Raw genomic sequence first — 24722 nt, 5'->3', positions numbered from 1 at the left:
TAGGTTCTTCGTATTATTTTAAATCTCAGATTGATTAGAAGGGGTAATTATAGAATTTCAGATCTTTGATCTCGGCTTTTAAGTCTTTGCCAATAATCAGTGTGTTTGAAATGAATCCTAGGGGAAGCGTTTTTTCATATTCTGTTGTTTGGCCATTCAAAGTAATGACAACTTTATCTTTAAAAACGGCTAATTGGTAGTCATTCCATTGCTCTGCAATGAGCTTGAAATCCTTATTTCTTTGACGAAAGCGGCAGCTGGATAAGTCGTGCCCATTATTATGTACTTTGTGATTAAGCCCAAAACTACCTGCGAGTTGCAAGAGACTACCATGAAATTTCTTTTCGGGTTTAATTTTTAGGCTTAAGGTGAATTGTCCAGGAAAGTCTTTTGCGTATTTAAACTCTTGACCCGTTTTAAGTTCTGCAGCTTGTAAAATTATTTTTTGATCGGCGACTGAATAATCGGGCATGGCGAGTGTTGCTTGACCATTTAAAAAGTTATGTTTAACCGCAAATGCATCAATATCTAAAAGGCATTGAGTCATTTCTTCTAAAGTTGCACTGTAGTTGTACACGATAAAGGCGTGGCGAGCTCCTTTATAGAGTTTGAATTCTGACGAATATCCTTTGCTATACAAGGCATTATGGAATTCCCTTGCCATTTTTTCAACAACAATAAAGTCTTGGTCACCATGGAGGATGAGAGCTGGGATGGGCTGCGTGGGAATGTTGAAGACGGGAGAAACTTGTTTAGCCTTGGTAATCGGATCATTACAGGGTTTTATATTGTTGATCCAAGGGTCATAAGTGACGTCAGTAATGCCATTGCAATCAACAAGAGCATTGGCTCGAGCTTCTGCTTTGACAATTGTAGCCATACATGAAGCTAGGTGACCTCCGGCCGAGTCGCCAATGACAATGAGACGTTTGGGGTCAATTCCATAAGAACTGGCGTTTTTACGAATGTGAAGCATGGCCTTTTCACAATCGGAAATTAGCTCAGTTAATGAGGGGCCAGCAATAAACTCTTGGAGCTTTTTCTGCTCATTAATTTTATTCTCTTCATCACTTAGTTTTTTATTCCAACGGTAATTTTTTGGCTTGAGTAAACGGTAATTTACACTAAAGCATACGGCACCGCGAGATGCAAAGTAACGCATTTGGGGGATGAAATTCTCGGGTTCTCCTGCGACCCAACCACCGCCGTGAATGAAGACAAATGCGGGCCGTTTATCAGATTCTTGCCAATTGTCAGGTAAGCTGGAAATTAAGCGCAATTGATGTTTTGAGTCAATGATTTCACTTTTGATCTCGCGTTTATCATGTTCCGCAAAATAGCGTAAATCATTAGCTTGTAATACTGTTCCTAACATAATTAAAAGTGAAAAAAGTTTCATATTTTACCGTTTACTACTGTTTCTTATAATGAGTTCAGACTGAACTGTATGGTGTTCTTTCTCTTTGAGTTCTCCGTTAATGTCACGAAGTAATAATTCTATGGCCAAACGACCGAGAGTTCAACTTTATATTGGAAAAGCTGATTCACTGGAAAACGCATTTCCTCTGGAAAGCTGGCAAATAGGCTGAATGGAATAAGTTAAAGCAAAAAATAGTTCATTTTGACAAAGCTCCTCTGCATATGATAAATAGTATTCTATTATTCTAATAAGTCAAATGCAATCCACGTCTCTTCAAAGTCCACACTTGGCACTACGCCATAACTATGATACTTTTTTTGAATCAGTAAAAAGCTATAGCCATTTTACATTCCCTGTAGGAATTGCTTTCATCCCCCCCCCTCATATAGGCGGGGAGGGTGAACAACTTATGATGTTATTTTATTTTCGACTAAGCTCACTTCTATCTCCTGGTGAATTCCCCAGACGCAATTCATCAACCTGGTCTCCAATAGTAATGGTGTAACGACCATTGCCACCAGTTATCTTCGGTAGTTCATCCCCTTCCTTGTGGGCGTAGATGAGGGTTCTGAATTTCGCGGTTTTGGCGGCATTCTTAAACTTAAGATTATAGGGCATCTTCTTAATATTAAGATCCATTTTCGCACGATCAACATCTTGTGTCGGTAGCGAATGCTCTAGAACAAAGGAACCCTCTCCCTCATAACCAAACACCTTTATGAAGAGACGTTGCTTTGGATCTTTGGGGTCCACGAGAATGGCGGTATTAGCCGTGATCGTGTGATCTCCCAAATTCTGTTTGAAGTCATCAGGGAGCGCACCATTCCAGACATATTCCCGCTGCTTATCATCCTTTTTGACATCATCAAGAATAAGGATGTAGGGATGTTTCCCTCGCGCAAATTTGGCAGTGCGGTAAGCATAATCAAATTCTTTTTTCCCACTGTAGTTCTTTGGGTCAAAGGGAACTTCATTGGGTTCGAGAATTTGGTGCTGGGGGCGATCGCCAAAATACCAATTAACGAGATACTTAAAGGGCATATTAAACCAGGGACGTGCATCTGGTTTCAATCGCGTGTAGTTAAGGTTGGGCCAGGGGTTATTTGCCTGACGATACGCCGCGGTGAGGTCACTACCCATACTATCAAAGGTAGCATTCTTGTCTTTAGCTACCCCACTATAGTGAAGTGTACGTACAGCAGAGTTATCCTGTCCTTCACCATCTACGGTTACTAAAGAGTTGGCCCGACTGTGGTGATTTGCTCGGCTTCGAAAGGTAAGCCATTGCCGTCCCAGGCCGTTCACCTGAAAATAACCCCGAATGGGCGCCTGGTGTCCCGCGGTGACCACCCGTGCTACGTAGTAGAGCTGTAGCGCATTGGCTTCCCAACTCGAACGACTGACCATATGACCTCGGGCATCACTAAAATATCCTAGGGGCTCGCCGGTTTCTTTCACTACTTGTTTCAGATGATCCTGCAGATCTGCAGGTCCTTTCCAATCTTGGGTATAGATCGCAGATATCATCCATGATTCTTGAGAAAAAGTTCTCGGCCGCAATGAAATATATTTCTTAGGACCCGAATCAATGACGTGCTTCATAAAATTGAGAATAGGATCATCCGGATATGCATAATGTAGTACATTTATCGCTGCGATAGGCAAGGGATGATTACCGCCATTTTTCTGGTCATACATCACCGTACCTGGATCCCAGGGCAGGGTATTGTGGAAACGGAACTTGGCTATATTATTGTACATCGCCTTACTGGAGATTATTTTCTTTCCCTTGGGCTGCATCATAGATATGACCGACATTTGGGTAGAGGCTATGTTACTCTTACCCATACCTTCACGATGAACACCCGACTCGGGGTCATTCATCACCTCTGCGCAGAGTTCAACCGCCCGCACCGCCTCTTTATAGGTGGAGGGATCAAAACCATTCTCCCCGTAGATAGATTGAAGTGTAATCACCATGTCCCCGGTAATCCATGGTTGCCAATTTGAGCTATTACATTGCCCGGCAGGCATGGTAAACATGCCTATGGAATAGGAGCCAGCGGTAGCGGTTGCCAACACCTTGCGAATAATCGCCCGTTCTTCAGTTGTCATGAAATTGTAGAGGTAGTCATAGAGAATCGGGGTCATGCGCCGCCCGAGAATACCCTGTGTTTCTTGCCAACTACTAATCTTGCGCGAAATATACCAATCGAAATGCTGTTGTTGCAACGTAGCCGACTCCAACATTCCGTCAATTAGAATACGGGCCATGTCTGTATCGGCCGTTAATAGGGCCTCTAAGGCCAAGGCAATACGAGCCGTTGCAGCCCAATCAACATCGTGTTGTGGATAGCCTCCATTTTTTAACTGGAAGGGATTTTGACCCGCTGGCGGCTTATCACTTACCGTGGAATTTGGACCATAATTCTCAAGGTCAAAACCAAACATAGTGCGGGCATAGGTATACATAAATGAACGATTGTTGTTGCCATGCCGGGTTTTACTAAGGGCCTCTCGAATTCGAGGGAGGTCCTCGAGGGTCATATTAAGTCGCGGATGGGTATAGGCGGGTAGGTCTCCGCCGTTAAAGCGCTCTTCTGCAAAGCCATTTAATTGATATTGAGGGGTTGGCTCTGGGAACCATTTTTTTACAAATGAGTTGGGGTAGGCACGGGTACTGTAAGGATCCTCCGGCACGCGCATGCTTAAGGAAGGAACGCCGTTCTTATAAATCTGGAGCACCTCTTCATTATTGAGCATCTTGTCATAAAGAGCCACCTCATCGATAATGCCCTCGAAGGCGTAGTTATCTCCCGGGATATTAAAAATAAGTTGGGGCACCCCAGTCGCTTCATTCGATAGAGGCTCATAGGCTTTGGTGCCCGCCAGCCAACCATTAACCCAGAGCTTTCGCATCTTACCGGTTGGACCATAACTAATCACAATATGATTCCAGTTACCTTCCAGCTGTATGGGATAGCGAAGGCTCCCAAACATCAAGGTACTGCGATTGGCGATCTTAGAAGTATTATGGCTATTGTCCATGGCCCAATAAGGCTTGCCATTCTCACCCTTCGCTTGGAAGAAGGACGCCCTACGAGTATCTCTTTCGGAGGTCGCCCAAAAAGAGATGGTAAATTCATCAGCGAGGGCTTTGAAGGAACCAAAGTCAATAACCCCGCTTTTGCGTTTCTCTGGCCTGATGGCCAACCCATTGCCTAGCTTGCCTTCGGGAACAATGGATGCGGCTTGGGACATGGTGACAGAGCTTGCCTCAGGCATGGCATCAAAATTCCAGTAGGCTATGGGGGCAATGGACTTCCCCGCTATTTTTGCGATTCGTTCAGAGTGGGAGCCAATCACAAGCCCGTCAAAACGATCGGCGGGCATCTCGTAGAATGTTGTAGTTTTCGGACCCTTATCCGGAGTAAAAATAGCTGCATTAACCAGGGCGGTGTCGCTCCCTGAATTATTGGATGTCTTTAAGCGTAATTTGTAAGCCCCCGCCTTATTGGTGGAAAAGCTTGTTAGAGGATCACTCGCATCCTTAAAGCTAGGTTTTGCTCCCGCCGGTTTTTTTACTACTTCCCAGAGGTAAACTGTCTTTCCTGCAGTTGAGCCTTTTTCTTGATCTGTGTACATTTCCCCACCGGCCATGGTAAAACCGGCCTTGCCTTTTTTTAGCCATGCTGTATACCCCATTCCCCCATCGGCGATGGGACTTCGCTTCTCAGTAGCATAGTAGCTTAGTTGGCTTAATTCTTTGACCTTCTCAGCAGAAAGCGCGCTGCCGTATATTCGTAACTCATCAAATAAGCCGAAAGATCGATGTTGATGACTCCCCCCAGAAAATTCCATGGATAATTGTACCGCTGGATTCCAGCTTGATTTTAAGGGTAGAGTTTTGGGTTCACCCTGGTAATAACAGCTTATTTCCTTAGCCCCCCATACCACCACTACGTTATTCCATTGGTCTTTTTTCATTGTGGGAAAGACAAAGGGATATAGGTGGCTTGTATCCCCAACTAGGTGGGAGAGAGTAAACCCTCCTTTATTGTGGCCACTCACATTTAATACCCGCTTACCATCTGAGTTAAAACACACAAGGCTATCAATACGACCCTTGCTGACATTGGGTTTAATCCATAAGGAGAGAGACCATTGAGTTGGAAGTGATAGTTTTCCTTGGGTTCGTATGTAACCACGTACACCTTCTTTCATGTTGGCCGCACCGCCAAACACACCTCTACCGGGTGCCCATTGCATACCACCCGTACTACCAATTCTATCCCAAACGACTTCACCGTCATGATTATTGCCCGATGAATCGTATTCTTTTGAACCAAACTCAAAGGGTGAATCAAAAGCCCAATGAAGAATAGGTTTTGCCGGGGCTGTTTCTGCCTGGGCAAATGTTGAACAGTTAAAAGCCATAAAAGTAAGTATGGATAGGCTAGTGGTAATAAATTTCATGTTTCTCCTTTCTTGTTGGTAAAAATTTTTTTCATTTTTATTTTTCTTTATAGTTGATCTGTATTCTATTTACCAGCTAGAACCTTGATTGCTGCATCGGGCAGGGCAGCGTCGAAGTAACGCACATCGGCGGCAGCGCCGCTGTAGCAATTGCCCAACAGATCTTTAAGCCCATCATAGTCAAGCCCACCCGTTGTGAGGGTCTCGGTATTCTGGCGGTTGACCTGGCCAAAGAATTCCATGTAGGTGACAGGAATATCGATGCCCTTGCCGTATAGATCGCTGTAAATGCGCTGGCCATTAAGCCAGACCTCGACCTGAGTCTTATCACCGGGTTTGGCGTCAATAGTCATAGCCAGGTGTTGCCAAATCCCTGTCTTCACCGTGCCTACGGTGATCGGCTGACGATTCTGACCATGATAGTTTACACCGATCTGATCGTTTTTGAGATTCAAGGCTATACCACCGCGTTGGGTATAGACCCAACCGACGTTCTGGCGGTTCCATAACCACTGCATGCCTTTGAGCTCGTTGGGTTTGATCCACATACTTATGGTGCAACTCTTGCTCGTTGGTTTTGCATCGCGCACTAATATCATACTCTTATCGCCTGAGAACTGATGGGCTCCTGGACGTTCACCAACTAATGCTTTGGCTCCGAATATTTCACTGGTCAAACGGGTGTCGACTTGAGTCTGATCGTCAGATCCAAACCAAGCACCCATAACAAATGATGCTGGCTTGCCGGTGACATCGGGGGTAAACGACTTTTGTTCAAGTTGAGCATCATAGAAAAAATCATTTACCTGAAGCTGAGTGGGTTTTGTGGCCCGCGGGCCTTTAACGAACAATTGAGGCCTGGCGGCAACAAACATTACCGTGAGTTCATGCCAACCTTGCTCGAGCATGACCTTACCCTCGGTGCGGCCATTTTTGTTATTGTTACTGGCCACATGCAGGCCGCCGATTTCGAGTTTACTACAACCCTCATAGTTCATGGAGAATTCATAGACACCGTTTTCAGGCGCACGCCACATACCGGTGTAGGTACGTATGATGCCGCCAACCTTGTCGTTGATCATCTCGCTAACCGCCAGCACCTCTTGAGGCTTGGTTTGTTTGAGCATTGCGAAATTATCGACAGTCGAATCGGTGGGGTAGCTAATGATCTGTTTGCCTTGGTTGGACGAACTGAAACCAAGTGCCATCGGAACATTGTGAAGATAGCTACGCCGAATCATGCCGGCCTTGAGTACTGGAAGGGATTCTAGGGCCTTGAGTTTGGCAATCACATGCAGGGGCTTGTCGATAACGGGGCCATTGGCACCACGACGTATTTTTAGGTCGACATTGATGGTGTCATCGAAGACTAGGGGCTTTAAGTAGGGCTGATAGCTTTTGCCGCCATCGAGGCTAATCTGGATATCTCCATGCCCTTGGTTTTCGATAACAAGTGGCTGACCCAATTCGACATAATTACTGCTTATGTTGAAGGCCAGGTCCTTGTCCCGGAAAAGGTGAGTCTCATCTAGGCTGACAAAATCAACTGTGCCCGGCGCCTTCATCTTGAGATCGAAATTTACCACTGGCACGGTAGCGCTGGTGAAGAAGATCGGATCTGCAGCAATAGCCTCTAAGCGGTGCAAACCAGCTTTAAGAATAACCCTGCCTTGACGCTCGGTGAGGCGGGTGTGGTATGGGCCAGGGATATCGACTAGAACCTTGCCTGCAACGGTGAGTTTAGTCGGACCGCAGGATAGCATGCTAAAATCATAGGTACCTGCCACCGGTGCATTCACATAAGCACTGATCACGTAGAGGCCCTGATACATCTTAGATTGTTCTACGGTTTGGGGGATACGCGGCAATTTCAAGTTTTGTTGGTAGCTACGGTAAATGGGTACCAACTTATCAAGATCCTCCGGCATCAGGGGTGATTTGAGATCTATTTTTGAACCGCGCCACATGGTGATTGGCAATTCATAGAGGGCCAGTTCAATACCAGAAGAAACGGTATCTGCTGTAGTGACGGGAGCTGCGGCTGGCACCTTGGTATAGCGGATGCTCACTGGAGTAGAAGCCTTAGGGTCGATGATACTCACCTTCTGTTTATAGGTGGGCGCGATGTTTTTAATAAAACCGGTATTGACCAGTTTACGGTAATTAGCGCTCTTAGCATCGCCGAAGGCCCACTCGGGGGCAACGGTAATTGCGCGAAACTCGGTGCTACGATCGATGGTGATGGGGCCGCTGTAAACAGGTGATTTTGACGTTGGCTCACTACCATCAGTGGTGTAATGAATAAGCTGGCCAGGGTTAGGAGATTCGAAGGCGACCTCCATGCTGTCGATAAAATCTTTCGCCGGGCTTATGGGGCGGGGCAGAGACGGGGGACCGCCAACGGTTATTATGGTAGAGTCATCGCGAGTAATCGTATAATAGGTTTCTTCACCATGGCCACCCATAGGTCGGCGGTCAACATACGCAGATGCAAAATCAATACGATCAGACTGACCAGCTATATCGACACTTAGACTGGTCTTAGTAGCGTTCCATTTGGTGATAGGCAAGGGATCACCATGGCGATGCGGATAGAGCAGGACCTTAAAATCTGGAGCTACACTCATACTTGGGACAATGATGCGTTGATTGTTACCACTCTCACCTTGATCGATATCGAGGCGAATAGTGGGGAAGCCGTCAAAATTACGCTGCAGGACCCGTACTAACATAAGAGGCTCACCCTTCTGTAATTTGGCTCCATCCTTGGATGCGCGACGCAGAATGATCTGCGGGAAGTCCTTATGCAAGTCTTTGGTCTTAGAGACAACCTCGTTTTGTCCGGTCAAAGTCATCAACCAGGTGTAGAGTTGCTTCTGATCATCAACTTGAATGTCATCGACGGTGAGAACATAGGGATGATCACCTCGCACCATGGTCACGCTGCGAAAAGCTCGCTCAACGGGTAGGTTTTCAATACGACGGGTGGGGTGGCGATCTTCACCGTTCCACAGGCCGTAGTTTGTACTGGCCATGCTCCAGAACTCACGCGAAAAGGGCGTAGCATCGGGCTCAGAGCCGCGTAATCTGCGCGCGTTGTTGCGGGCCCAGGTGTTGAGATAGTTATAGGGATCTTCTTCGAACATCGGTGAATAGAGAACGTTGTAACGGCCATTCTGTATCCTCCAAGAAAAGGCGTAACTCTGATCGCTGCGGGCGCTGGTGGCCATTTTTTTATCAACCGTGGGTAGCCATAGGCCGGGGGCGGTTCCGTACTTCATGCCGCCGCCATTAATCGCAATATAATTTCGCCAGGCTGATTCTTTGTGATATTTATCACCTATGCGGGTCCAGTTTTCACCTTGTCCTGCAAGAGAGAAGGTTCCAGCGTCGGGACCGTCATGACCCGTATCACGCATTTTGGTATAAGATGCATAGGTGAGGTGAATATCGTTTTTGGCATCCCAACCCGAGCGGGTGGCCATGTAACCACGAGTGGGGGATTCGAATGTAAGGGGGCCATTGTTTTTATTCCAGAGTGCATCGGGATCAATATTTTGATCAACAGCAAAAAGCAACATTGGTAAACCAAGGCTGTTGCGTAGAAGATGGTAGGATTTCTTATTAATTTTGCCTTCTGATAATAATTTCACACCAAATGAATTGACCCATTGAATCTGCCAGCGCTGATCATTGGGATAAGCCGCGCGCATCAAATGTGTGAACTCCTGTTGTGGTGGGCCACCTGCGGCATCACCGCGACCATACCAAGTGCCGGTGGGTGTGGCTTGCTGGGCGACAAGTGCCGCGATTTTGGCCTGAAGATGCGGGTGGGTAAGAATACTTGGCGAGGTTCGGCGTGCGATGGCGTGTAATGATTGTACACCGCCGCCGCCATAGGCCAGGCCGTTGTAGCCAGTGGACTCAAAGTCCCAGCCATTGGGGCCAATCTTATAAGTCTGGAAATCGGTCACCGCTTCGCGGCAGACCTCTAAAATACGAGGGTCGTAACCTTCTTCACCTTCGATAGCCAAAACATCGTTGACCATGTTTTGCGAAAACTGTGGCCAGTTCCAGGTGCGCCACGAACGAGGTAGTTCCATACCATGATTATAACGACCAGCGGTGGCCTGGGCGATCACGGCGCGCACGGCATTCCGTTGTTTATCAGTCATAAAATTGTAAACAAAGTCATAAGCTTGGGCCACCTTGCTCACCTTGTCTCGTGTTCCGCTTATCCACCAGTTATCCCAGTAGGGTTTGGTGGCATCGTTTTCTTTAAAAAGTTCGCTGACCTTCTGGGCTTGTTTAACCAACTCGGTAGCCACTTTTTTGCCGTATTCGGCATCATCTTTAACCAAGGCGTAGAGAGCGGCGGCATCAATGCGTGCCTTGGAGATAGGTTTCATCTCACCCTTCTTGGTGTCCATAACCATTGGCAGAATGTATTGCTCCCAAAATATTTTACTGAAAGCATTCTTTTCGATATTTTGACGAATGCGAGGTACATCTGCAGGGCTCATTAGTACGCGTGGGTGTATGCCTACCTTTGGTACCTTACTCAAGACATCTATTTGATAACCCTTATTCTTATAAACCAACTGTGGTTCGGGCTGTTGGTGTGGGACAGACGTTTTATTCAATACTGATTCCCCATCGGGGAAGCCTTGTACGAGTGGAATGTCCTGCGCCGCCGAACAGGAAGTAAGTGAGGACAGCATCAGGCTTAGTATAGATAGGGTGGTGATGAGTTTCATGAGTCTCCAGTCTAATTATTATTTTTTATCTACAGCAAAAAGACTCCAGTAGTAGCCCGAAATATTTATGTATTCTATATAGTATTCTATAAATAACAAAAGTCAAATGACTTATTTGTCTCCGTCATTAGCTATTACTTTGGCAATGAATGAGATTTACTTGAATAACGGAGTTCTGAAGAAACGGATCAAAGCCCTAATCCATGCTTACAGCATTCATAATATATTCATGCTTACAGCATTATTAGCTAATACTTTTTCACTCTATATTGTCGCCGGATTAATAGTGACTCCTCGCCGGATTAATAGGCGCGCCATGGTAGCTTAGGGTCTTGAATCTCTTTTAGATATTGCTTCTTCTTCGAGACGTTGGTATTTATTTTGTGCCCAGTTGGAATCATAGGGAAGTCCGTTGTTTTTGAAAATGAGTGAGCGCATGTCTTGTTCATAATTACAGTCTGTATTCATTGCTTTGAGTTCATCAATAAATTGCTTGCCAATTTTGAGCCAGTCTATGGCGTTGAGTAGAGTAAGACGAGCATAACTTTTCTGATCAAAGAGGGTTCGCAAGCATTGATAGGCTTCTTCGCTATGGCCATTTTTTATGAGCGCGTAAGCCGCATAAATGCGCACCTCGTGAGACTCGTCGGAAAGGCAGTGTTTAAGTTTGCTTATGGATGGCTTACTTAAGTTGTTTAAACGGCAGAAAGCCGTAGTCGCCCAATAGCGAATCCCTAGATCTTGGGAGTTTAACATATTACAGAGCTGTACTTGATCTGATTTTTTTGCGCTGATCGCAAAATCGGCAGCATCTAGCAGTGCGGGCAAATTATAAAGCTCCGGTTTACGGATGAGTTCATAAATTGTCATTTTATGTTTTTGCGCTAAACGCAAACGTTCACTTTCGGGAAGTAAGCCTGAATCAAAGATTTCTAGCTGATACTCACGCATGGCTTGCTTGAGCTCTTTAAGTTTTTGACTATAAGGTTCGTCCTTGGCAAGGTTATTAATATTGTCGTAATCCTTGTTGGAGTCATAGAGCTCGTCACTATCTTTGGCGCCAAAGATACGGCCTGTAATGCTATCTGTAAGTCCTTGTTGATGTTGTTCACGCCATTCCTGAGTCGCTTTCATAATATTGGGATACATCAGGTTCTGCCCGGTGGGAACAAAAGGCAGGTAGTTTTTGATGTAGATAAAATCTTTATCTCTAATCATCCTAGCATTATCTATGCGTTCATCAGCACGTTCGCGAAAGGAGAAGTGAAATGAGGCTTCTGGTTCAATTTCTGAGCCTAAAAATATACGCCCTTGAAAATTTGCGGGAATCGCAGATTGACTAATGCTGAGCCAGGTTTTTGGCATATCCACAAAACTTACCAGGCGGTGAATAACGCTCCCGGGCTTTTGAGTCGGCCAAAGTTCTTTATACTTTGGCGGAATGCGCAAAATGAGCGGGCAGTGAGTTCCCGAATTATAGATAAAACGTTTGCTGCGGAACATCACACCGCCGTGATCAGAACTATAGATTACAATGGTATTATTCTCCAGGCCATCCTTTTTAAGCTCTTTAAGGATGTTTCCAACCTGGCGATCCATGTCCTCAATTTTATCCAAATAACGAGCATAGTTCTGGCGCATGACTTTAGTATTTGGGTGATATTTGAAGGGGGTGATTTGTTTTGGGTCATGACGGGTTTGATCAATTAAGCCAAAGGCTTGGCTCTCGTGGGAATCGTGAATATTTATTTGGCAAAAGAAAGCTTGATCTTTTGGCGCCTTCCTCCACCCATAGATCTTTTGGGAATCATTTTTGTCATTATCCCAGCAATCAAAATCGTCGCGTCCGCCAATATTGTAATCTGTTTTGAAGTGATTGGAGACGTAATAGCCATTTTTTTTCAAGTGATCGGGGAAATAGCTGATTTGATCGTGGGGGATAGGGTAGTGGCTACGCATGGGCTGAGTTCCCATAGAAACCGCATGAATGCCTGTAATCCAGGTAGAGCGGGAAGGCGCACATACGGCCGCATTTGAATAGCACTGAGTATAGGTGAAGCCCTCGCCGGCGAGTTTATCTAAATGGGGTGTTGTGGCATTTTTGTTGCCGTAAACTCCTAACCAGTTGGCACTATTATCTTCGCTGACAATCCACAGGATATTAGGATTTTGAAGAGCCATAGAATTGAATGATAAGCTAAGAAGGATGATGAGCTTGTGCAATTTCATTTTAATTCCCACACTTTAAATTTTTTGAAGATGGCATGACTTGGGGACATCTGATGCCTGTTTTAAGCCATTGACTTATAGGCTTCGGGATGATGATTGAAGATACTGGACAGTTCTTTTGCTTTGATAAAACAAAATCGTCTGCCAGAAAGCTAAAGCACAGTGTGATCATGGCCATTTCTTACTTATAATTTCAAAGTTGCTGACAATTTAATCTACCCTAATTAGAAGGGGTAATTATAGAGCTTTAGATCTTTGACTTCGGCTTTTAAGCCTTTGCCAATAATCAGTGTGTTTGAAATAAATCCTAGGGGAAGATTTTTTTCATATTCTGTTGTTTGGCCATTCAAAGTAATGACAACTTTATCATTAGAAACGGCTAATTGGTAGTCGTTCCATTGCTCTGCAATGAGCTTAAAACCCTTGTTTCTTTGACGAAAGCGGCGGCTGGATAAGTCGTGCCCATTATTATGTACTTTGTGATTAAGCCCAAAGTTCCCTGATAGTTGCAAGAGGCTGCCATTAAATTTCTTTTCGGGTTTAATTTTTAGACTCAAGGTAAATTGCCCTGGAAAGTCTTTTGCGTATTTAAACTCTTGACCCGTTTTAAGTTCTGCAGCTTGTAAAATTATTTTTTGATCGGCGACTGAATAATCGGGCATGGCGAGTGTTGCTTGACCACTTAAAAAGTTATGTTTAACCGCAAATGCATCAATATCTAAAAGGCATTGAGTCATTTCTTCTAAAGTTGCACTGTAGTTGTACACGATAAAGGCGTGGCGAGCTCCTTTATAGAGTTTGAATTCTGACGAATATCCTTTGCTATACAAGGCATTATGGAATTCCCTTGCCATTTTTTCAACAACAATAAAGTCTTGGTCACCATGGAGGATGAGAGCTGGGATGGGCTGCGTGGGAATGTTGAAGACGGGAGAAACTTGTTTAGCCTTGGCAAGCTGATCATTACAGGGTTTTATATTGTTGATCCAAGGGTCATAAGTGACGTCAGTAATGCCATTGCAATCAACAAGAGTATTGGCTCGAGCTTCTGCTTTGACAATTGTAGCCATACATGAAGCTAGGTGACCTCCGGCCGAGTCGCCAATGACAATGAGACGTTTGGGGTCAATTCCATAAGAACTGGCGTTTTTACGAATGTGAAGCATGGCCTTTTCACAATCGGAAATTAGCTCAGTTAATGAGGGGCCAGCAATAAACTCTTGGAGCTTTTTCTGCTCATTAATTTTATTCTCTTCATCACTTAGTTTTTTATTCCAACGGTAATTTTTTGGCTTGAGTAAACGGTAATTTACACTAAAGCATACGGCACCACGAGATGCAAAGTAACGCATTTGGGGGATGAAATTTTCGGGTTCTCCAGCGACCCAACCACCGCCGTGAATGAAGACAAATGCGGGCCGTTTATCAGATTCTTGCCAATTCTCAGGTAAGCTGGAAATTAAGCGCAATTGATGTTCTGAATCAATGATTTCACTTTTGATCTCGCGTTTATCATGTTCCGCAAAATAGCGTAAATCATTAGCTTGTACGATGGTTCCAAACATAATTAGAAGCGAAAAAAGTTTCATATTTTATCGTTTACTACTGTTTCTTATAATGAGTTCAGACTGAACTGTATGATGTTCTTTCTCTATGAGTTCTCCGTTAATATCACGTATTAAGACATCGATGGCTAAACGACCGAGATTCCCAAAGTGTTGCTCGATGCTAGTGATGTCTAGCTTATGAGCAATTTTTGTATTGTCGTAGCCCACTAAGGCAATATCACCAGGGATACTCACGCCCTTTTGCAAGCATATTTTTACAAGTTCAATTGCGCACTCATCGGTATCGCAAAAGATGGCGTCAATACCATCGAAAACTTTTCTTTTTTTGGCTAATGCCTTGCAGGTCATCATTGGGTAGCTTTTTAGATTGGCTAAGCCCAAAGATTTTTTGTACTGTTCATAACGCTTTTCTGTAAAACTAGGAGCAATACCATTGCTTTTTGTGACAAAGAGGATGTTTTTATATGAAGATCCTAAGAGGTGAGTCATGACTTCAGAACTACCCGTATCATTGCGGTTTGTCACTAAATTACAGTTTCTATATTGGTGTTGAAAGTCATCTGGAACAACAACAAAGGGGATCTCTTCATCAATCAGATATTTAACGCCCGGAGATACTTTGCCATCGTTCCAACTTGGCCAAATCACGAATCCGTCGACTTTTTGCTTCTCCAAGAGTTGTTTGATTTGCGTGACTTCTTTTTTTACATTTCCAAGAGTACCTGCTGAGACGGCGACAACTTCGTTGAATTTTTCCGCTTCGTGATACATGCCTTCAATTAATTGTTCGTGAAGTGGTGAGCCATATTTTGTATGCAAGACAGCGCCTAAAACATGTGAGCGTGGGCGTTTGAGGCGAGTTACACTAATGCCACGCTTTGGTGAAGTATTGACGACTTCACGTTTTTTGAGGACGCCAATGGCACGCTGCATGGTAACTCGAGAGACTTTGTAAATATCACACAAGCCATCAATCGTGGGGAGGCGTTCCTCGTACTTCCCGTCTTTGATTTCTTGTTCCATTGTTTGTGCAATTTCTTTATAGCCTGGCATAAGATTTTCCTGTTTAATTAAAATACATTTTGTATGATAATTTATATTCTATAGTCAGTTTATCTACTTGAAATAAGCTTTTTACTAAATGAAATGAGATTAATTCTATTCATAGCTTTATCCTGTGACATTTAGGTCGCGATTTAAGCCACACTTGTGCTGGCTTGTACATGTACCTGATTTCACGGAAGCTCGCGCTATATTTTTCAATACAGGCTTTAAGGTGTTATAGAGTGCCTTGTTTTGTTTATTTATAAATAGACCAATACCTGGGCAGGGTGTGTCAATAATGATTTCACCTGCATCCATCGCATTGCCCGTCCATGCATCGACAAAGTCCGAATTTGGAAAAATGGCTTTGCGTTGCTTGTGCCCTGGGTCTAAAACTGGACAAATCATCAAGTCTGGACCAAGGAGGTATTGATCGCCAATTTTTTCATAACCCGAATTTGGGAAAGCTAATTCTAGGGGACGAATGAGGGGGGCGGAATGATCTTTTGCGGACTCCGCAAGATAGGCTTCTAATGCTTTATGGACTTTCGCCAAACCATGAATCACGCGTTCAGTACTTTCGCAATAGTTCCATGGAAAATAACTAAATTGCACAAAAGGCATAAAACAGGATATTTCTGTCCAACGAACCATGAGTTCATCTGTGACGAGTGGATCATCTGAGTTCATGGTTTGAACTCGGCCTGGAATCATGTCGGGTATGAGTGCGTCGTAGCCACAGAGGGAAAGGTGGAGACTTAAGTTAAGCAAGGCTTTGAGTCCATTGTCTTCTCCCCAGTGGGAATCTTTGCCACCAAGACGCCAAATGATATTGCGATTTTGGCTCATCCAAGCAGCTCTTGATTCACAGTTTCCAGGTGCAATTTCTTCGAAAATTTCTAGTAATAAATCAGAGTAAGCAGAGGGATCTAAGTCCCAGTTAGCGATTTCTTGAGCGGGCATATACTTGGCATCCCCACCATCGATTTTGAAACCATCGACACCCATTTCTTTGAGCGTAAGAAGTTTGTTTTTATACCAGTCTTTACCAGAGGTGCGGCTGAGGTCAACTAAGCCCGCAGTGCCGCCCCACCAGCGAAACGTAGCTGCTTGCTCACCCTCTATGTGGGGCACAAGGACTTGCTGATTTTCGAGTTCTTTAAAATACTTAGATTCACAGTTGACGAAGGGAGTGACCCAGAGTAAAACTTGAAAGCCCATGTCATGCAATTGCTGGAGCATTTTTTGAGGTTCGGGAAAATCCTTGCCAAACTCGAGCTCTCCAAAACAAGATTCCCAACGGTCATCAATGACAATTGTGGAGCAGGGGTAATCGTACTGACGAATTTCCTGAGCCATTTCTAAGATTCGCTCTTGATTAATGGCGCGTGGGTATTGTGTCCAGGTACAAAAGAAGGCGTCACCCATGAGAGAATCTTTAATTTGAGGTCTTTGCCAGCCCAGTTCATTTTTTAGTTTTTGCCAAAGTTGAGCTAAGTTATCTGCTTCAAAGTAGCGTAAATTAAAATCTTTTTCACAAAGGATCTCAAGCTGTTCCTGATCCTTAAAATTTACTTGGAGTGCTGCCTCAGTATCCGCCAAAAAAGCTTGGCCATTACAATTCATCCATAGGGGAGACTGAATATTATTTACCGCAAACTTATCATTAGTAATTTCTTCTAAAGGCCAGGCTTGGTCATGATTAAATCCGTGACCATACCAAGAAGCCTGCGAGTTATCAATACTTAGACATTGGCCTGCTTTAACTGCTATTAAGTCCTTAAGCGGGATGTTTTTGTCATCAATTGTAATCATTTAAGCAAGCACCGCTTTGACTTTGGCATGACCATTATTTTGATCGGCGAGTGACATCGCTTCAATAATCCTAAGGCTAGCGACAATATCTTCCGCTTTAAGTTCAGAAGATATATTTTCTCCACGAATAGCTTTGGCAAAATTATCCCATTGGTACTGTCCGCTGCAAACGGGAATGAATTCTTCTTCAACTATGGTTCTCCCTTTTTCGAAGTTGCCCATAATTAAGCCTAGTTCTGCGTTCTCCATACCCGGACTTTGTTTGACTCCCACATTGCGGTATACGGTGCCATTCTCAAAGTTAAGAGTCATGCTATTTTTGTAGGCGTCACCATCATTGATGCAGAAAGAAGCAAAAATATTGGCAATAGCACCATTCTTAAATAAAATAGTTAAATTGGCATTGTCGGCAGTGGGACGCTCGGTGAAGATACGACTGGAAGTCACACTCACTTGCTCCGCCTCACCAAATATTTGTACCAAGTCATTGATTAAATAGATTCCCAATCGGAAAATAGGGGGAACCGGGCACTTAATGGGGTCGTCGTACCAACTACCATCAGCTTTTTCACGGTATTTACACCACACAGTTAAGTTACAGCCCACGGCTCGACCTAAGTTATGCTTTTGCTGCCATTGCTTGGCCAGTTGCATGTCAGGTGGCAGGCAAGGTGCTGGTGAATTTAAATGAATCACTCTCCCTAAACTCTCTGCTTTATCTAAGACTTGTAGTGCAGCTTCACAGTCAAGTTCAAAGGGTTTCGTAGTCATCACATCCTTACCTGCAGTGATAATCTTGTCAAGAAAACTTGCCCGACCACTAGGGCCTGTAAATAAGCCTACTGCCTCAATTTCGGGGTCCTCTAGGATTTCATTAAAGTCATTTGTACCATCAATGTTATATTGTTCTTTTACTTGCTTTAGATTTTCTTTATCTAAATCACAAACTTTAACGAGGTCAAAAATAGCCGTATTCTCACCTGTCATTAGTTGATCGACTATATTTTTGCCAAAATTGAGTCCAATTAGGGCAATTTTAATCTTTTTCATACTTAAGCCTTAAGGTTTATTTCAATGTATTATATATAGTATACTAATATAATATGTTAAATGCAAATTCAAAATAAATATTTAGTGCATATGCACTGTGACGGAGCTTTAGAAATGATTTTTTAAGGGTACAGCATACCTTTTATGTAATAAGAGCCTAATATCTTAAAGTTATATGTTATTAATCAATCGGGTCTATGAACTTCGACTGCATATTATGTTCTATTGATTATTTTAACTCCCATTGACTACAGGAATTAGATTACTTCGTTTAAGATTATTGCCCCCAATGACTTTTTCGGTATTTTCCTGGGCTCTGGCCTTTTTGTTGTGAGAAAATTCTAGAAAAGTGATTGGGAGTTGCAAATCCGCATTGGAAGGCAATTTCTGCTGATGAAATCCCTGTATTAAGGAGTAGTTTTTCAGCTTCGTCACAACGCAGTTGCAAAATGTATTTGGCACAACTTAAACCTAATTCATTGTTAAATAACTTGCTTAGGTAAATGGGGCTCAAACCTGCATGTTGAGCAAGGATTTTACTGTCTAATTTTGCACTTAAATTTTCTTTGCAGTAATCAATGGCTTTCTGGACATGTAGAGTATAAGCAGGATTTTTTTTTCTTTCCAATAAAAGATCAATGGCTTCACAAATGAAGGCTCGATGAACAAAAGCCTGAGTGGATTGTTCTTTACAGGAAATACTTTGCTTATGTCCCAGTAAACTTTCACATTTATGCATGAAAGAACTCGCCTTCATTACCTTAAATTCTATCTCTGTATGATCGAGTTTATTAGGTGATGAAATGTCGATCCAACTGTGCTCTGTACCTTCATCAAAAACAAAGAACTCCTGTCGATTGGGAAAGAGAAAAATGAACTCACCTTTATCTATAATGATCTGTTTTTTATTAATGGATAAATGAATTTTACCTTTCTTAACCCAGACGAACTGCAAGTTGTTCTGCACTCTAGGTCCAAGTGAACTTTTTTGATTATAGGTAATTTTTGATGAATAAAAAGTGCTTTTTTCTGATAAAATATTCATTATAGATAATTTTTTTATTTTTAAGATAATTGCTAATCGTGATAAATCTTCTTAAGCTTAGACAATTCTAAAATTAATAGGAGAAAAAAATGCTTCAGGAAACTCAAAAAATTGATTGGCCTAAGAGTTTAAGTGAAAATGATGTACAACACTTTGTGGATCAAGGTTTTTATATTGCCAATGAATTACTCAGCCATGATGAAGTCGATGAGCTCAAGAATGATGCCCCAAAAATTATCAGAGAAGAATACTCACCAGCTAAGAACCCCATTGAAATATTGCCGACAGATTCAGACGAAGATGTGATTAAGAAAGTCCTGTGTATCCATCAGCCTCATTTTCATTCACCTATTGTAGACAAGTATGTCAAGCATCCAAAAGTTTGTTCAATTTTGAGTCAGCTTACTGGTGCCCATTTACCCTTCTGGGATGGTTCTGTAAAGTGTATGCAGTCGATGTTTTTTGTTAAGCCACCAGGGTATCAGGGGCAGGCATGGCACCAGGATGAGTTTTATATTCCCACGCGTGATCGCTCTTTAATTGGTGCATGGATTGCTCTTGATGATGCTTTTGTCGATAATGGCTGTTTGTGGATTCTTCCGGGTTCTCATCGCGATGGACAGATCTTTCCGCAGAAAGCGCATCACAATAATGAAGAATATGATGCTTCGAATATGGCTTATGGTTTTGATGATAGTCAACAGATTCCCGTTGAGGTAAAAAAAGGCTCAGTTGTTTTTTTTAATGGTTACCTTTTGCATAGGTCGCAAAAAAATCGTTCAGATCAGTATAGAAGAGTTTTGGTGAGTCACTATATGAATTCATATTCCCTGTTGCCTTGGGGGGAGTCTGCATTGCCCGCTTCTTTACAGGACAATAGAGCCGTAGAATTGGTGTCAGGTGTGGACCCGTATGAGTGGAAAGGTGTAACAAAAGAAGAAAAAATTCATTTTAGAAGACATAGCTAATGACGAATACAAGAAGTGAATAATGAAATTTAAATTTGTACGTGGTTTATGGGGAATGGCCGAACATTCCCTTGAAGCCAACTTAAAGAAGATAAAAGAGGGCGGTTTTGACGCCATAGAAGTTCGCGCTTCTTTTGAGGCGGATGAACGTGCCGAAATGAAAGAACTTCTCAATAAATATGAACTTGAGTTTATAGGGCAGCAGCATTCGGATTTATTTAGAGCTAGAGCGACAGTTCAAGATCATATTGATTACTCCAAAGAACAACTAGATAATCACAAAGAACTCAATGCAATTTTTGTGAATTCGCATACAGGGAAAGATTACTTCACTCTTGCGGAAAACGCAAAAATCATTCGTGAGATTAATGCTTATGCAGACGCAATTGACTTAAAAGTCGTTCATGAAGTTCATCGCGGTCGCTTTAGCTTCTCTATTAACACAACTCTCGAAATGATGGAAGAGATTCCAGAATTACGTCTCAATGCCGACTTTTCTCATTGGTGCTGTGTTCATGAATCACTCTTGCAAAATCAGCAGGAGCGTGTGGAGAAGGCCATGGAGCGCTGTGATTATATTCACGCGAGAGTAGGGCATGAACAGGGGCCACAAATTAATGACCCTCGCTGCCCTCACAACAAAAATGCAATGGAAGCTCATTTTTCTTGGTGGGATCATATTGTCGATCTTAATAAAAAGCGTCGCGTCGATAGTTTTTACATTTGTCCAGAATTTGGACCTGCGGGTTATATGCCCACACTTCCCCTAAGCAACGAACCAATAACAAACCTCTGGGACGTAAACCATCACATGCTTGGACTTTTGAAAGAGAGGTATTAGTGAAGTGTCGGACTTTATCCTCAAGCTATGACGACCTTAACCGCAAGTTAGGATAAGATTTATATTCAATAAGTTATAGAATCAACCTAATAGCTACCTAAAGATAAAATCTTTACCTTTGTTCTAATGTATAATTCAAGGAATTAGACTGTAGCTACTTTTGTAGCACTTTGCTTTTTCATGCAGCGAATTGAACCATTATGAACCGAGTACCAGTTTCTCCTCAAACCTGAAGAAAAACAGCAAAAAAAGTACTGAAAATAGGCCAAAAAACTGCCTCATAATCGGACGGTCGTGGCTTCAAGTCCCTCAGGGCCCACTCGAAAACAAAAAAGCACTTACAGCGATGTAAGTGCTTTTTCTTTACTCTGATTAAATCAGTTTTAATTAGAATGTTTATGAAAGACGTGACCGGATATGAATGAAGCTGCACTTAAGTAAACTGGACTCGGTCCTCTGAATCTAGACTGTATCCTATGATTTATTGAATATTCTGACTATAGCTTTGAGCTAAGATTCAATAGAGTACTTAAAAGTATAGTTCTTTGCAGGGATACAGTACTCTGGGCGAGTTGTTGGGCCACAACTGCCGGAGCCGACGCCACGGTGTTTGAGATCTAGATTGAGCCAATAGAAGTCTTCTTGACCTTTGCTTTTTAATTCATGGGTATGAAATGAATTAATGAGTTCATCCTCTGACCAAGGGCTTAAACTAAACTCGAATTCACCCTGGAAATCAAAGCTGGCTTGTCCATTACTTAAGTTCAATTTATTGACACCAGAGCGATTGCCGTGAGCCTGAGGCAGGATGTAGGGCACGTAATGATCGGCAACTGTATTGGAGTAGAGCGAATAACGGGCGCCATAATCACGGTCGCAATAGTTTTCATGGGGGCCGAGGCCAAGCCATTGAACATATTCATAGCTTTTGGGTATTTTGTATTTTACGCCGATTCGAGCCAGACTAGGAAGGTCTTCGGGAATATTAAACTCATGATAGAATTCTAAACTTGGACTGAGAGTCATTTTGTGATTGATTTGCTTATCTTTAGCTAAGTAGCTTCGATCTATAATGATCGTTCCGTCTTCATCAGCAAAGGTTTCTGACTGAAGCTTGAGCTTATTCAGTCCAGCTGCTAACCATTGCGTGCCAATTTTATGTTCCTGGCCAGTCCAAGCGCGAATAGTATCGTTATCAGTACAGGCTCTAAAAAGATTGATTTCCGGGACTAAAATTTCTTGTTCGCCACAGAAAATTTTATTGTCCTGGAGCCTTAAAAGGACCTTAGGCGTATCTTTTACAGAGCCTTCATGGACATCTGCTTTAATAAAAAATTGGCTGAAAGTGATTTCCTGTCCTGCATCGTGCCAGCTACTCGCTTCGCGATAAGTGAAAAAGAAATTCACCGAGATTTTTGCATTTTCGGGAGCAGAAAGCGCATTTAAATTGAGGCTGTAATCCAAGCTATCTTGAGCGTTAATTGTCAAATTCGCTTCACTTCCTTCTTGGACGACTAGACCATTGACTTCAACTGTCCAACGCATCGCAATATTGCTGAAGTCGCTAAAGTATTGATCATTAATAATCTTGTAAGTCAGACGATCAATTTGCTCAACTAGAATGGGCTCGGCACATTTTTTGAATTCATACATGCCGGGTTTTGGCGTGCGATCAGGCAAGACCATACCATTGATGCAGAAATCAAAATCGTGAATTTCTTCATCGTAATCTCCACCATAAGCCCAGTACTTCTCACCATCTTGATCATATTCGGCTAGTCCTTGATCGACCCAATCCCAAATGAAACCACCTTGTAAGCCATGGACCTCTCGAAAAGCTTTCCAATAATCTTTGAGGGAACCATTGGAATTGCCCATGGCGTGATTGTATTCACAGGGCATGTAGGGGCGGGGGTCGTTTTGACGATCTTTAGCCCAATCAAGCATGCCTTCAATTTCTGGATACATGGGGCAGAAGGTGTCGGTAGCCATGCCGTGATAGGCTGTGTTTACGGGGCCAGTTTGATTCCATTCCTGATGTATGGCACCCTCACATTGAATGATCCGACTCGAGTCCACTGACCTTAAATAGCCTATGGCCATATCGTGATTCGGGCCATAGCCACTTTCGTTACCCGTTGACCACTGGAAAATACAGGCGTGGTTTTTATGACTATGGAACATGCGCATGACGCGATTGAGAAAAGCGGGGGCGTATTGCGGATCGCGACAGATGGTGTCGTAATCATTATGGCTTTCCAAATTGGCTTCATCAATGACGTAAAGACCATATTCATTACAGAGTTCATACCAAAGCTCAGGCTGAGGATAATGCGCATTGCGAACGGCGTTAAAATTGAATTGCTTTAAAAGCTTGATGTCTTTGATCATGGTTTCGCGACTGACAACTTTGCCTGTGTATTCGTCGTGTTCGTGACGATTAACTCCTTTGATTAAAACAGCTTGGCCATTGATTAAGAGCTCTTGGTTTTTTATCTCGATTCTTTTAAAACCAATACGAGTTTTGACACAATCAAAGATTTGGTCATTTTTATCGTATAGAGTCGCAATCAATGTGTATTGATAGGGTTTTTCAGCATTCCATGGAATCACGGAATCCAGTGCTGTTTCTAGTTTTAGGATATGATGATAAACCGTATTTTCGTCTTGATTATCAAAAAACTTTGCCTGCTGTGGACTCACGAAACATTTCTTCCCACCAGTCCAAAGTCTATTTTTAAGATTGTCGTAGAGAGAAAACTCAACTCTGTGTGGTTCTAAATCTCTTTGGCGACTAGCGAGTCGAACTTCGCAAGTCAGCTTGCCTCCCTTGAGGTCTTCGTTGAGTTCAGCTTTAGCAAAGAGGTCTTCGAAGTATTTATCCTTACTTGAGTAAAGGTAAACATCGCGAAAAATACCAGCCATGCGCCAGTGATCCTGATCTTCAATATAGGAACCATCTGACCAACGAATAACTTTTACCTGGAGGTCGTTTTCGCCGACTTGCAGGTATGCACTCAGATCAAATTCGACAGGTGTTCGCGAAGCCTTGCTCATGCCAATTTCTTGACCATTGAGGTAGAGGTAAAACATCGATTCTACACCAGCAAAATGAATGATCGTACGTCGATCAGGCCAAATATTATCTATTTTACGATGATAGATCCCCGTGGGATTATGCTTTGGAACCTTTGGGTAAGATTCATCGAAGGGCATCTGCACGTTGCTGTATTTTGGGAGATCTTCAAAACCTTCCCGCGTCCAACAGGAGGGGACTTTGATTTGATCCCAGTCTGAAAGATCAAGATGAGCTTCCTTAGGCGTATTAAATAGTTTGAAATTCCAGCTGCCGTTTAGACTATGGATATAAGCTGATTGATCTTGTTCTAAAGCTTTTTCAAGTGAGTCAAAACTGTAGAGTGGGGGGCGTGGGGCAAGGGTGTTTAAGGAAACAAATTGTGGATTTTCCCAAGTGTTAATCTTCATGATCGATCTCTATAAATTGTTAT

General features: G+C 43.1%; 12 protein-coding genes. 2 read left to right on the top strand and 10 right to left on the bottom strand.

The annotated features are described in order from the left end of the window. Positions 1 to 34: 34 nt before the first annotated feature. The 9 genes from LNTAR_RS05300 to LNTAR_RS05260 form a co-directional block, all read right to left on the bottom strand. Positions 35 to 1399 (bottom strand): alpha/beta hydrolase, encoded by a 1365-nt coding sequence (locus LNTAR_RS05300; RefSeq protein ID WP_007277612.1) that lies wholly within the window; start codon positions 1397 to 1399, stop codon positions 35 to 37. 441 nt (positions 1400 to 1840) lie between these two features. After that, complete coding sequence (locus tag LNTAR_RS05295; RefSeq protein ID WP_040914288.1) at positions 1841 to 5896, bottom strand: LamG domain-containing protein; 4056 nt, start codon at positions 5894 to 5896, stop codon at positions 1841 to 1843. A gap of 65 nt (positions 5897 to 5961) precedes the next feature. Continuing rightward, positions 5962 to 10653, bottom strand: coding sequence for a chitobiase/beta-hexosaminidase C-terminal domain-containing protein (locus LNTAR_RS05290; RefSeq protein WP_040914287.1), 4692 nt, complete (start codon positions 10651 to 10653; stop codon positions 5962 to 5964). 324 nt (positions 10654 to 10977) lie between these two features. Then, the gene (locus LNTAR_RS05285) at positions 10978 to 12882 is read right to left on the bottom strand and encodes a sulfatase-like hydrolase/transferase (protein ID WP_007277609.1); all 1905 of its coding nucleotides are present in this window, start codon (positions 12880 to 12882) and stop codon (positions 10978 to 10980) included. Positions 12883 to 13106: 224 nt separating this feature from the next. Further along, the gene (locus tag LNTAR_RS05280; protein ID WP_007277608.1) at positions 13107 to 14471 is read right to left on the bottom strand and encodes an alpha/beta hydrolase; all 1365 of its coding nucleotides are present in this window, start codon (positions 14469 to 14471) and stop codon (positions 13107 to 13109) included. A 3-nt stretch (positions 14472 to 14474) separates the two neighbouring features. Then, positions 14475 to 15503, bottom strand: coding sequence for a substrate-binding domain-containing protein (locus tag LNTAR_RS05275; RefSeq protein ID WP_007277607.1), 1029 nt, complete (start codon positions 15501 to 15503; stop codon positions 14475 to 14477). Between the two features lie 117 nt (positions 15504 to 15620). Next, the gene (locus LNTAR_RS05270; protein WP_007277606.1) at positions 15621 to 17309 is read right to left on the bottom strand and encodes a glycoside hydrolase family 31 protein; all 1689 of its coding nucleotides are present in this window, start codon (positions 17307 to 17309) and stop codon (positions 15621 to 15623) included. After that, complete coding sequence (locus LNTAR_RS05265; RefSeq protein ID WP_007277605.1) at positions 17310 to 18359, bottom strand: Gfo/Idh/MocA family protein; 1050 nt, start codon at positions 18357 to 18359, stop codon at positions 17310 to 17312. It abuts the gene before it with no gap. A gap of 277 nt (positions 18360 to 18636) precedes the next feature. After that, entirely contained in the window at positions 18637 to 19404 is a 768-nt protein-coding gene (locus LNTAR_RS05260; protein ID WP_007277604.1) for a helix-turn-helix domain-containing protein, read from the bottom strand. A gap of 89 nt (positions 19405 to 19493) precedes the next feature. Here LNTAR_RS05260 and LNTAR_RS05255 point away from each other — a divergent pair, with 89 nt between their 5' ends. Continuing rightward, positions 19494 to 20372, top strand: a complete 879-nt coding sequence (locus tag LNTAR_RS05255) for a phytanoyl-CoA dioxygenase family protein (protein ID WP_007277603.1) — start codon at positions 19494 to 19496, stop codon at positions 20370 to 20372. Between the two features lie 22 nt (positions 20373 to 20394). Continuing rightward, the gene (locus LNTAR_RS05250; protein WP_007277602.1) at positions 20395 to 21213 is read left to right on the top strand and encodes a sugar phosphate isomerase/epimerase family protein; all 819 of its coding nucleotides are present in this window, start codon (positions 20395 to 20397) and stop codon (positions 21211 to 21213) included. A gap of 510 nt (positions 21214 to 21723) precedes the next feature. Here LNTAR_RS05250 and LNTAR_RS05245 read toward each other — a convergent pair. Next, positions 21724 to 24699, bottom strand: a complete 2976-nt coding sequence (locus LNTAR_RS05245; protein ID WP_007277601.1) for a glycoside hydrolase family 2 TIM barrel-domain containing protein — start codon at positions 24697 to 24699, stop codon at positions 21724 to 21726. Positions 24700 to 24722: the final 23 nt, after the last annotated feature.

The sequence above is a fragment of the Lentisphaera araneosa HTCC2155 genome (assembly GCF_000170755.1).
Classification (GTDB): domain Bacteria; phylum Verrucomicrobiota; class Lentisphaeria; order Lentisphaerales; family Lentisphaeraceae; genus Lentisphaera; species Lentisphaera araneosa.
This window is presented reverse-complemented; position numbering and strand designations above follow the sequence as displayed.

Excerpts from the sequence above, each read along its gene's own strand:
- LNTAR_RS05300 (WP_007277612.1), bottom strand. The coding sequence starts at position 1,399 with ATGAAACTTTTTTCACTTTTAATTATGTTAGGAACAGTATTACAAGCT.
- LNTAR_RS05295 (WP_040914288.1), bottom strand. The coding sequence starts at position 5,896 with ATGAAATTTATTACCACTAGCCTATCCATACTTACTTTTATGGCTTTT.
- LNTAR_RS05290 (WP_040914287.1), bottom strand. The coding sequence starts at position 10,653 with ATGAAACTCATCACCACCCTATCTATACTAAGCCTGATGCTGTCCTCA.
- LNTAR_RS05285 (WP_007277609.1), bottom strand. The coding sequence starts at position 12,882 with ATGAAATTGCACAAGCTCATCATCCTTCTTAGCTTATCATTCAATTCT.
- LNTAR_RS05280 (WP_007277608.1), bottom strand. The coding sequence starts at position 14,471 with ATGAAACTTTTTTCGCTTCTAATTATGTTTGGAACCATCGTACAAGCT.
- LNTAR_RS05275 (WP_007277607.1), bottom strand. The coding sequence starts at position 15,503 with ATGCCAGGCTATAAAGAAATTGCACAAACAATGGAACAAGAAATCAAA.
- LNTAR_RS05270 (WP_007277606.1), bottom strand. The coding sequence starts at position 17,309 with ATGATTACAATTGATGACAAAAACATCCCGCTTAAGGACTTAATAGCA.
- LNTAR_RS05265 (WP_007277605.1), bottom strand. The coding sequence starts at position 18,359 with ATGAAAAAGATTAAAATTGCCCTAATTGGACTCAATTTTGGCAAAAAT.
- LNTAR_RS05260 (WP_007277604.1), bottom strand. The coding sequence starts at position 19,404 with ATGAATATTTTATCAGAAAAAAGCACTTTTTATTCATCAAAAATTACC.
- LNTAR_RS05255 (WP_007277603.1), top strand. The coding sequence starts at position 19,494 with ATGCTTCAGGAAACTCAAAAAATTGATTGGCCTAAGAGTTTAAGTGAA.
- LNTAR_RS05250 (WP_007277602.1), top strand. The coding sequence starts at position 20,395 with ATGAAATTTAAATTTGTACGTGGTTTATGGGGAATGGCCGAACATTCC.
- LNTAR_RS05245 (WP_007277601.1), bottom strand. The coding sequence starts at position 24,699 with ATGAAGATTAACACTTGGGAAAATCCACAATTTGTTTCCTTAAACACC.